Source organism: Microbulbifer sp. (assembly GCF_051659245.1).
GTDB lineage: Bacteria > Pseudomonadota > Gammaproteobacteria > Pseudomonadales > Cellvibrionaceae > Microbulbifer.
Map to the genome: position 1 here is coordinate 18125 of NZ_JBOFOC010000211.1, position 9207 is coordinate 27331.

The 9207-nt window shown below is 61.5% G+C and carries 9 protein-coding genes; 5 read left to right on the forward strand and 4 right to left on the reverse strand.

Translation table 11 applies throughout. From position 1 onward, the window contains the following. Positions 1–135: 135 nt before the first annotated feature. The 3 genes from ACRC0P_RS19440 to ACRC0P_RS19450 all read left to right on the forward strand — a co-directional run bounded on the left by ACRC0P_RS19440 (position 136) and on the right by ACRC0P_RS19450 (position 2605). Positions 136–1653 (forward strand): fumarate hydratase, encoded by a 1518-nt coding sequence (locus tag ACRC0P_RS19440; protein ID WP_438632964.1) that lies wholly within the window; start codon positions 136–138, stop codon positions 1651–1653. Between the two features lie 295 nt (positions 1654–1948). Continuing rightward, entirely contained in the window at positions 1949–2293 is a 345-nt protein-coding gene (locus ACRC0P_RS19445; RefSeq protein WP_438632965.1) for a 4a-hydroxytetrahydrobiopterin dehydratase, read from the forward strand. Between the two features lie 81 nt (positions 2294–2374). Further along, positions 2375–2605 carry a DUF1272 domain-containing protein gene (locus ACRC0P_RS19450; protein ID WP_438632966.1) on the forward strand — a complete coding sequence of 77 codons (231 nt, stop codon included), beginning with the start codon at positions 2375–2377 and terminating at the stop codon, positions 2603–2605. Between the two features lie 120 nt (positions 2606–2725). Here the strand turns inward: ACRC0P_RS19450 and ACRC0P_RS19455 are convergent, their stop codons facing one another. After that, positions 2726–3496: a TlyA family RNA methyltransferase gene (locus tag ACRC0P_RS19455; protein ID WP_438632967.1), complete on the reverse strand. Its 771-nt coding sequence runs from the start codon at positions 3494–3496 to the stop codon at positions 2726–2728. A gap of 110 nt (positions 3497–3606) precedes the next feature. On the opposite strand from ACRC0P_RS19455, the gene nhaA reads away from it, so the two are divergent. Then, positions 3607–5034, forward strand: coding sequence for a Na+/H+ antiporter NhaA (gene nhaA, locus ACRC0P_RS19460; RefSeq protein WP_438632968.1), 1428 nt, complete (start codon positions 3607–3609; stop codon positions 5032–5034). 49 nt (positions 5035–5083) lie between these two features. Here the strand turns inward: nhaA and ACRC0P_RS19465 are convergent, their stop codons facing one another. The 3 genes from ACRC0P_RS19465 to ACRC0P_RS19475 all read right to left on the reverse strand — a co-directional run bounded on the left by ACRC0P_RS19465 (position 5084) and on the right by ACRC0P_RS19475 (position 7157). Next, a complete protein-coding gene (locus ACRC0P_RS19465) occupies positions 5084–5848 on the reverse strand; it encodes an RES family NAD+ phosphorylase (RefSeq protein WP_438632969.1) in 765 nt (254 codons plus the stop codon). Then, positions 5845–6207 (reverse strand): MbcA/ParS/Xre antitoxin family protein, encoded by a 363-nt coding sequence (locus tag ACRC0P_RS19470; RefSeq protein ID WP_308368156.1) that lies wholly within the window; start codon positions 6205–6207, stop codon positions 5845–5847. The genes ACRC0P_RS19465 and ACRC0P_RS19470 overlap by 4 nt, the downstream gene beginning before the upstream one ends. 119 nt (positions 6208–6326) lie before the next feature. After that, the gene (locus ACRC0P_RS19475; protein WP_438632970.1) at positions 6327–7157 is read right to left on the reverse strand and encodes a Mut7-C RNAse domain-containing protein; all 831 of its coding nucleotides are present in this window, start codon (positions 7155–7157) and stop codon (positions 6327–6329) included. 1588 nt (positions 7158–8745) lie between these two features. On the opposite strand from ACRC0P_RS19475, the gene ACRC0P_RS19480 reads away from it, so the two are divergent. Continuing rightward, on the forward strand, positions 8746–9168 hold the full coding sequence (locus tag ACRC0P_RS19480) for an MmcQ/YjbR family DNA-binding protein (RefSeq protein ID WP_438632971.1): 423 nt from the start codon (positions 8746–8748) through the stop codon (positions 9166–9168). The last annotated feature ends 39 nt before the right edge of the window (positions 9169–9207 follow it).

A 9207-nucleotide genomic window follows, 5' to 3' on the forward strand; every position in this document is an offset into this window, starting at 1 on the left:
GGGCGAACCTTGGTTCGCCCTTTTTCGTGGAACCACTCGGGCTAACACTGGCTTCTCCTTCTGGATCCAATCCCCGCCAAAGTCCCGTAATTCGTGTAAAATCGCCGCCTTCGAGAAGTTACACCGGAGCCGGCCATGACCACTATCCGCCAGGATGACCTTATCGACAGCGTCGCCGATGCGCTGCAGTTTATCTCCTACTACCACCCACAGGATTTCATTCAGGCCCTGCATAAGGCCTACGAGAAGGAAGCCAACCCGGCGGCCAGGGACGCCATGGCGCAGATTCTGATCAATTCCCGTATGTGCGCCGAGGGCCACCGGCCCATCTGCCAGGATACCGGCATTGTGACCGTCAAGCTGAAGGTGGGCATGAACGTGCGCTGGGATGCGGAGATGAGCGTGACCGATATGGTCAACGAGGGCGTGCGCCGCGCCTACCAGTTTTCCGACAATGTACTGCGCGCCTCGATCCTCGAGGACCCGGACGGCGCGCGCAGGAACACCGGCGACAACACCCCGGCGGTGATCCACTACGAGATAGTTCCCGGCGACACCGTCGAGGTCTATGTGGCCGCCAAGGGCGGCGGCAGCGAGGCCAAGAGCAAGTTCGCAATGCTGAACCCTTCCGACTCGGTGGTCGACTGGGTGCTGGAGATGGTGCCGAAGATGGGTGCCGGCTGGTGCCCGCCGGGGATGCTCGGTATCGGCGTCGGCGGTACCGCGGAGAAGGCCATGCTGCTGGCCAAGGAGTCGCTGCTCGATCCCATCGATATCCAGGAGCTACAGGAGCGCGGGGCGTCCAATCGGGCGGAAGAGCTGCGCCTGGAACTGTACGACAAGGTCAACAGGCTCGGCATCGGCGCCCAGGGCCTGGGCGGCCTCACCACGGTGCTGGACGTCAAGGTCAGGGATTACCCGACCCACGCCGCCAACAAGGCGGTGGCGATCATCCCCAACTGCGCCGCCACCCGCCACACCCATTTCACCCTGGATGGCACGGGCCCGGCGCGCCAGGCCCCGCCGAAGCTCGAAGACTGGCCGCAGGTGGCGCGGGAGGGCGGTGGCAACACCCGCCGCGTGAACCTGGATACGGTGACCCGCGAGGATGTGTTGAGCTGGCAGCCGGGCGAGACCCTGCTGCTGAACGGCAAAATGCTCACCGGCCGCGACGCCGCCCACAAGAAAATGGTGGATATCCTCGCCGGGGGTGAATCCCTGCCGGTGGACCTGGCGGGCCGCTTTATCTACTACGTGGGCCCGGTGGACCCGGTGCGCGAGGAGGTGGTCGGCCCCGCTGGCCCGACCACCGCCACGCGCATGGACAAGTTCACCCGCACCATGCTGGAGGAGACCGGCCTGCTGGGCATGATCGGCAAGGCCGAGCGCGGTCCCGTGGCGATCGAGGCGATCCGCGACAACCGGGCCGTCTACCTGATGGCCGTTGGGGGCGCCGCCTACCTGGTGGCCCAGGCGATCAAGGACGCCAAAGTCGTCGCCTTCCCGGAATTGGGAATGGAGGCTATCTACGAGTTCCAGGTGGAAGATATGCCGGTAACCGTGGCGGTGGACAGCCAGGGCGAATCGGTACACAACACCGGACCGCTGATCTGGAAGGAAAAAATCGCCTCCGGCGAGGTGGCGATAAAATAATTTCCCAGGAGCGTGGAACTTCAGATCCGCTTGCGCGGTCGGGCCCGCCTCAACAGATGCCAAATTAAAGTTCCGGTTGGCCTTGCCACCGGTGACTGGCACCAGGGTCCTCCCGTTGCGGTCAATGGCCGCTTCTTCAGTAAGAATATTTTCTTCGCTTTTTTTAGCACTCCGTCCCATTTACTCGCGGCAAAACCAAATAAAATTGGGTTTCCGTCGGCTCGCTTGTTTCCACACAAAGCGGCGGGTAGAGTGGGGCGTAACGCAATAAATAATAATTGACAGGAGCTGCCCCATGACCGATCTCGCCCAGCAAAAATGTGAAGCCTGCCGCGCCGATGCGCCGCTGGTCAGCGACGAGGAACTGGCGGAATTGTTGCGGGAAATCCCCGACTGGACCCCGGTCTCCCGCGACGGAATTATGCAATTGGAGCGGGTGTTCAAATTCCGCAATTTCAAGCAGGCGCTGGCGTTTACCAACCGCGTGGGCGAGATTGCGGAAGAGGCTGGTCACCACCCGGCACTGTTGACCGAGTGGGGCAAAGTCACTGTGACCTGGTGGAGCCACGAGGCCAAAGGGTTGCACAAGAACGACTTTATTATGGCCGCGCGCACCGACCGACAACTGGAAGCGGAGTAGCAACGAGTCTCCCGGCTGGCGCTTCGTTTTTTGTTTACCTGACTCCGTGACTCCAGGTTTAATGTGCCAAACGGGGCTGCCATGTTGAGAATGAAATCGAGCTGTGAGCGCTGCGGCGTTCGACTGGGCCTGGCTGACCGGGCCTATATCTGTTCCTACGAATGTACTTTCTGCCCGCCGTGCAGCGAGGCGCTGAAGCACAGCTGTCCAAACTGCCAGGGCCAGTTGACGCTGCGCCCCACCCGCACCAGTTCACCGACGGAAGTACCGGACCACGGCTTCAAAGCCAAGCTGCAGATACTCTTACCCTGATGCTGTTCTTTCTCGCCAATTCGGTAAAGACCGAGGTGGTGACGGAAATCTTGTAACCGCGGTCGGAAGCCCTTGTAGGGGCGGCGGGGCGGCCAGCGGCGGCTGGCCGCCCCGCCGCTCCTACAGAAGGCTTTCCCTGGCCTTCTGTGCCCAGAGCAGGAATTCCCGGTTGCCGTCCCCGCCCTTGATCGGGCTGTCGATATAGGCCTCCACTTCCAGTCCCAAAGATTCGCACAGAGCGGTGATTTTTTCCCGCACCTGGGGATAGAGCTTTTCGTCCCGCACCAGCCCGCCCTTGCCGATATGTTCCGGCCCCACCTCGAACTGGGGTTTTACCAGGCTGAGCAGGTGACCACCGGGTTTCAACAGTGCCGGCAGGCGGGGCAGTATCAGGGTCTGGGAGATAAACGACACGTCCATCACAATGGCGTCGAAACCATCGTTGCCATAGGGCGCCAGTTGCGCGGCCTCCAGATTGCGGGCGTTCACCCCCTCGAACAGCCGCATGCGCGGATCGTCGCGCAGTTTCTGCGCCAACTGGCCGCGCCCCACGTCCACACCCGCTACCAGTTCCGCGCCGCGCTGTAGCAGGCAGTCGCTGAAGCCGCCGGTGGAGCAGCCCACATCCAGCGCACGCCAGCCGCGGGGCTCCAGACCTGTGTAGTCCAGGATTGCCGCCAGCTTGAGCCCGGCGCGGGAGACATAGCGGTCTTCCGGCAACGGCTCCACCCGCAGCTCCCAGTCCTCGCCCACCGGCTGCCCGGCCTTATGCGCCGGTTGCCAGCCGGCGCCACAGGCGAGCCATACCCGGCCGGCATCCACCAGCTTCTTGGCGTGGGTGCGGGAGCTGGCCAGGTGGCGCTGTACCAGTAGCAGATCCAGGCGAGTCATAAATAGTGATGAACTTTTGTCGGCATGATGGATGAAGTGGATGCCATGCTAACCTCCGCCCCCGCCGTTGAGAAGCTCTATGCTTAGTGGATACGGGAGGTTGACGGCAGATGGCGAAAGGCGTTCTGGGCAAATTCAGGGTTCGCAAGGGGAGGGTCTTCGAAGCACCTCTGGAAGGTGCCTTCGGGCGCCTGGTAACCCCTTTCGAGGAGTTTATCCGCCGCCAGAGCAGCAGCGGCCTGCTGTTGGTAACCTGTGCGGTGATCGCCCTGATCATCGCCAACTCCCCGTTGCAGGAGGGCTATGAACACCTGCTGGAACTGCCGGTCAGCCTGCATGCCGGCGACTGGAATTTCTCCCTCAGCCTGCACCACTGGATCAACGACGGCCTGATGGCCATCTTCTTCTTTCTCGTCGGCCTGGAGCTCAAGCGCGAGTTTCTGGTGGGGGAACTGTCGGACCTGAAACATGCGGTGCTGCCGGTGATGGCGGCCGTCGGCGGCATGCTGGTGCCGGCGCTGATCTACGCAGCCTTCAACAGTGGTACCGAGGGCGCGCGGGGCTGGGGAATCCCCATGGCCACGGATATCGCCTTCGCGGTGGGCTGTATCGCCCTGCTGGGCAACCGGGTGCCGCGGGCGGTGGTGACCTTCCTGGTGGCGCTGGCGATCGTCGATGACCTGGGCGCGATACTGGTGATCGCCATCTGGTACACCAATAGCGTCAATATGGTGGCGCTGGCGGTGGCGGGTGTATTGGTGGTAATCCTGTGGTTGCTGAAATTCGCCGGCGTACGCCGCTCTCCCGCGTATATCTTTGTGGGGGTTTTACTCTGGTACGAACTGCATATCACCGGTGTGCACGCCACCCTGGCGGGGGTGATCACCGCCATGGCCATCCCGGCCCGGCCGAAGTACGATCCGGTGGCATTCAGCACTTTCGTCAAGGATATTATCCGCAGCTTCGACCGCTGCTTTCGCCCCGGCGACAGGATTATCGCCAACGACGCCCTGCGCGCGCGGGTGAACGCGCTGGGCAAAGGAGTCGGTATGGCGCAGTCGCCATTGCAGCGCATGGAGACACGCCTGCATATACCGGTGGCTTTTCTGGTGATCCCCATTTTTGCCCTGGCCAATGCCGGCATTCCCGTGGACAGCTTTACCAGTACCACCGCGGTGTTCAATCCGGTGACACTGGGGGTGATCTGTGGCCTGGTGCTGGGCAAGCTGGTGGGCATCGTCGGCGCAACCTGGCTGGGTTGGAAGCTGGGGTTTGGCACACTACCCACCGCCGCCAGCTTTCACCATATTGTCGGCGTGGCGCTGTTGGGAGGGATCGGCTTTACCATGTCGATCTTTATTTCCGAACTGGCTTTTCCCGGCAATCCGGAACTGCTGGTGCAGGCCAAGGCCGGTGTGTTGCTGGCGTCAGTGATCGCCGGCGTTGCGGGTTTCCTGGTGTTGCGCAAGGCGCCGGTGTCGGAGGAATTCGAACCGGAAGAAGAGGAGGAGGCTGAGCAGTGGACGGAAGAGGGCTAGCCGGTGGAGATCAGATAGATCACAGCGACCGGTTTGATCGCCGGGTTGACTAAGAGGGTGGCATGGGCAATCGGCCATCCACCTCGAACTGACTGCGGACAAACTGGTACAGGCGGCTGCCCACTTTGAACTCGACGCGCTCGATAGTGGCCTGGGAATAGATCCCCGTCTCCCGCGCCGGGCGACGGCTCACCAGTGCTGTGGGGTCGAAAATAGCCACGTTGATGCCGCCTCGCCAGTCCCGCGCGGAGACATACTGCGCCAGCTGCACCCCGCGCCCGCGCATCTCGCTGCCCAGAGCCTGGCTGTCGCGATAGCTCTCGGGGGAGCTGAGGGAAGGGTAGCGGTTGAACGGCGGCTGCTGCAGCAGCACGGCCCGCTCGCAGCTGTAGCGCAGAGTGAAGGCGGTGTGCTGGGTGTCGATGCGGTTGGGGGGCGGCGTCTCCATGCCGGACAGGTACACAAAACGGTAGAAGGCGCACTCCGCCAGGGCGGTACCTATCTGCACTGCGCCGTAGAATATTCCCGGCTCGAACCGCCGGCCGAAACGGGAGCCCCAGAGCAATGGCGGATAGCGGAAGGGGGAACCGAGCAGGTAGTGCAGGTCGGCGGCTGCCGGTGGCAGGGGTGGTTTGCTGTGGGTTTCCAGCAGTTCCTCCAGTACCGCCTGGCTCTCCAGGCTGCTGGTGATGGCTACCGTGGCCACCTGGCGCTGGCTTTCCACGATGCGCCAGCACTGGCCGTCCAGCGGCCGGATGTAGCGCTCTCCCTGCGCCTCGGCCCAGATATTCGAGCCGTGCCCCGGGATACTCAAGCTGCGCCCCGAATGGCGTCCAGGTAGTTACAGGTTCGCGCGAGGCCGTCGATGCGCTGGATAAGTTCCACCGGGCGGCCGCCCAGATGGTGGTTGTAGGTCTGCATGAAGTGGCGGATATTGGCGGTATCGCCGCCGTTCAGCGGCACCAGGGAGCGGTAGATGCGGATCACCAGCATGGCGATCTCGCCGGTTTTGGAGCAGGGGTCTATGGTGCCCCCCTGCTTGAGGCGGCCCAGGGAGGAGCGGCTAAGCCCCAGCACCGCCATCAGTTCGGTATTGCCGAGCCCGAGGGCCGCGGCGGCGCCGAAAAAGCCCTCTGCCAGGGCGTGTTCCGGATCAACCTGGATCTTGTGCATAGATCGTCTCCACCTCCACTCTGGGATAAATAGCTGCTCGTTATGGGAAAAATAACCAAATAAGTCCCAAAATGCAATGGAAACTTTACCATTGCCCGTGAAGCACTCCTGGGAAAATGTCATGCTGGCGGTTCGCTGCTATCGCCGGTGTGTTGCAGCACTTCCTGTACCAGCAACTGCATACGTTCGAAGTGACTGCCTTTCCAGTAGACGCGCCGGCAGTCCCCGCATTGGAAGAACTCGCGAAAATAGCGGCGGGTATTCTCCGGCAGCAGCGGTTCCACCGCCCCCTTGCCCACCGCAGCCAGGGGGCCGTTGCAGGCGATACAGCGGGAAAAGGGGAGAGCCTTGCGCTCCAGTTGCAGCCGCTGCACCACTTCGGCCAGTTGCTGGCGCGGCCTGGTGGCGCGGACGTAATAGCCGCGCTCCAGCTCGCTCCGCCTGAGCAGGCCTCGGTCGCGGGAGATCAGGATGCGCTTTTGTTCCAGGGATATCTGCAACAGCGTATCGTCGCCGTAGTCGGCCCGGTACAGGGTGTCGAATCCCAACATACGCAGGTAGCGCGCCAGGCGTCCCAGGTGGCAGTCGAGTACGAAGCGCGGTTCGCGCAGCGGTTGCGGGCGCAGACGGGTGAGTGGCGTTATATCCAGGCATTCGAACTGGGGGTAGACGCTGATGCGGTCGCCGTCCTGTACCCGATAATCGAAGTCCACCGATTCGCCGTTGGCCAGTATCAGGTCAACCTCTGTGTGGGGCACGCCGAGGCTTTCGATGGCGTCCTTGACCGAGCCGGGCACCCAAAAGGTGTGGGTGAGCGTGCATTGCCGCTGCGCCCGCGGAAGGAAGTCGTTCAGTTCCCGGTAAAAGCGAAAGCTGGCCTGGGACATCTGGAGATAATAAATGGGCGCCGGAATCCAGCGCCATTGACTAAAAGTTTGTCGTTTAAGCATAGTCAAAGGCGTTCATCGCCGAGGGCACCGCCAGCATGGTGGGGTGGCCGAGGCGCCCAGCGCTGGCTCAATCGCTGTTGGGGTATCGATGTCTGGCTGATTACCCACCACGATATGCACCGCACGCGCAAGATGCAGGCGTTTCCGGAGTGTTTCAAGGAGGGAATTTCGCTACGATAACAACTTCCCCACATTAAGGACATCGGTATGAATTTTCCGCGTGCACTGCACAAACTGTTACCTTTGATGGCGGTACTGCTGGTCATAAGCGCCTGCGGCGGCAAGCAAGAGGAAGTGGCCGGAGGGGCGGCGATTGAGGCCGGGGCATTGGAGCAGGTGGAAGTCTCTGATGCTGGGAAGGCGGATATGGATCGGGTAGCCAGGGAATATGTGCTACTGGTACTGGAGCTGGGCAATCACGACAAGAATTACGTGGATGCCTACTACGGGCCGGAGGAGTGGAAGGGCAAGACAGTTGAAAGCAACGCGTCACCTGCGGATATAGCTCGGAGAGCCAAAGCGCTGGTACAACAGCTGCCTGGTGATATCCCCGCGGACGATTCCATGGAAAACCTGCGCGCGCACTACCTGAAAACCCAACTGCGCGCCGTAACCGCCCATGCGGAGCACCTGGCCGGCGATGGCCAGCGCAACTTCGATCGCGAGGCAGAACTACTCTACGACACCCGGCCGCCGAAGCAGAGCTTTGCCGGGTTTGAGCCGGTGCTCGCCGAGCTGGACGAATTGCTGCCCGGTGACCAGCCACTGCACCTGCGGGTGCAGGAATTCAGGAAGCAGTTTGAAATACCCAAGGACAAGTTGTCCGCGGTGTTCGACGCCTCGATCGACGCCTGCCGCGAGCGCACGAAAAAACATATTCAACTGCCGGCCAATGAGAATTTCGTGCTGGAATATGTCACCGACAAACCCTGGAGCGGTTACAACTGGTACCAGGGCAATGCGCAGAGCCTGATTCAGGTGAACACCGAACTGCCGATCATGATCGACCGCGCCATAGACCTCGGTTGCCACGAGGGTTACCCCGGCCACCACACCTACAATGCGCTGCTGGAAGACGAACTGGTGAACAAGCGCGGTTGGGTGGAATACAGCGTCTACCCGCTGTTTAGCCCCCAGTCCCTGATCGCCGAGGGCAGCGCCAACTACGGTATCGAGCTGGCGTTTCCCGGCGGAGAAAAGATTGAGTTTGAAAAGGCAGTGCTGTACCCGCTCGCGGGACTGAATCCCGCCGATGCAGAAAAATACGATCGTGTATTGGAGTTGATCGAAAAACTCAGCTTCGCCGGCAACGAGATCGCCCGCCAGTATATCAACGGTGAAATCGACGGCGACAAGGTGGTGGAATTATTCCAGCAATACACCCTGATGAGCCCGGAAAAGGCCAGGCAGCGCCTGCGCTTCGTGGATGCCTACGGGGCCTATGTGATCAACTACAACTGGGGCAAGCAGCTGGTGGCGGACTATGTGGAGCAGGGCGCGGATTCTGTCGATGAACGCTGGCAGCGCTTTGGCAAACTGCTGTCGTCGCCCCGGCTTGTGCCATCTGCTAGGCCTCGAACTCCGAAACTTGAGCTACAAAGCTGCGCGCGATTATCTGCTCTCCCGCCCCGAAGCTGTCGAGGACTTCCCATTCGGCCCGGATGCCGCGGTTTTCAAGATAAAAGACAAGATGTTCGCCCTGCTGAGCACCCGCAAGGGCATAGTCAGCGTCAACCTCAAATGCGATCCCGGCGAGGCCCAGGCCCTGCGGGATATTTTCCCGGGCGTTCTGCCCGGTTACCATATGAACAAGAAGCACTGGAACACGGTGTTGCTGGATGGCAGTGTGCCGAGCTATGAAATTGAGAGGATGATGGACAGGTCCTACGGGCTGGTGGTCAAGGGGCTGCGCAAGGTCGAACGCGAAGCCCTAGTGTCCTGTATGGTACTAAATAGTGATACCAGCGGGCCGCTAAGCGGCCAGATGCAAGGCGCATTTGCGCCGGCGTAGTCATTCTACGTCAAGCAAGTGCAACGCCGCAGATGGCTG

What these genes read in the sequence shown, in the direction of transcription:
- ACRC0P_RS19440 (WP_438632964.1), top strand. Translation starts at nt 136, where the DNA reads ATGACCACTATCCGCCAGGATGACCTTATCGACAGCGTCGCCGATGCG.
- ACRC0P_RS19445 (WP_438632965.1), top strand. Translation starts at nt 1,949, where the DNA reads ATGACCGATCTCGCCCAGCAAAAATGTGAAGCCTGCCGCGCCGATGCG.
- ACRC0P_RS19450 (WP_438632966.1), top strand. Translation starts at nt 2,375, where the DNA reads ATGTTGAGAATGAAATCGAGCTGTGAGCGCTGCGGCGTTCGACTGGGC.
- ACRC0P_RS19455 (WP_438632967.1), bottom strand. Translation starts at nt 3,496, where the DNA reads ATGACTCGCCTGGATCTGCTACTGGTACAGCGCCACCTGGCCAGCTCC.
- nhaA (WP_438632968.1), top strand. Translation starts at nt 3,607, where the DNA reads ATGGCGAAAGGCGTTCTGGGCAAATTCAGGGTTCGCAAGGGGAGGGTC.
- ACRC0P_RS19470 (WP_308368156.1), bottom strand. Translation starts at nt 6,207, where the DNA reads ATGCACAAGATCCAGGTTGATCCGGAACACGCCCTGGCAGAGGGCTTT.
- ACRC0P_RS19475 (WP_438632970.1), bottom strand. Translation starts at nt 7,157, where the DNA reads ATGCTTAAACGACAAACTTTTAGTCAATGGCGCTGGATTCCGGCGCCC.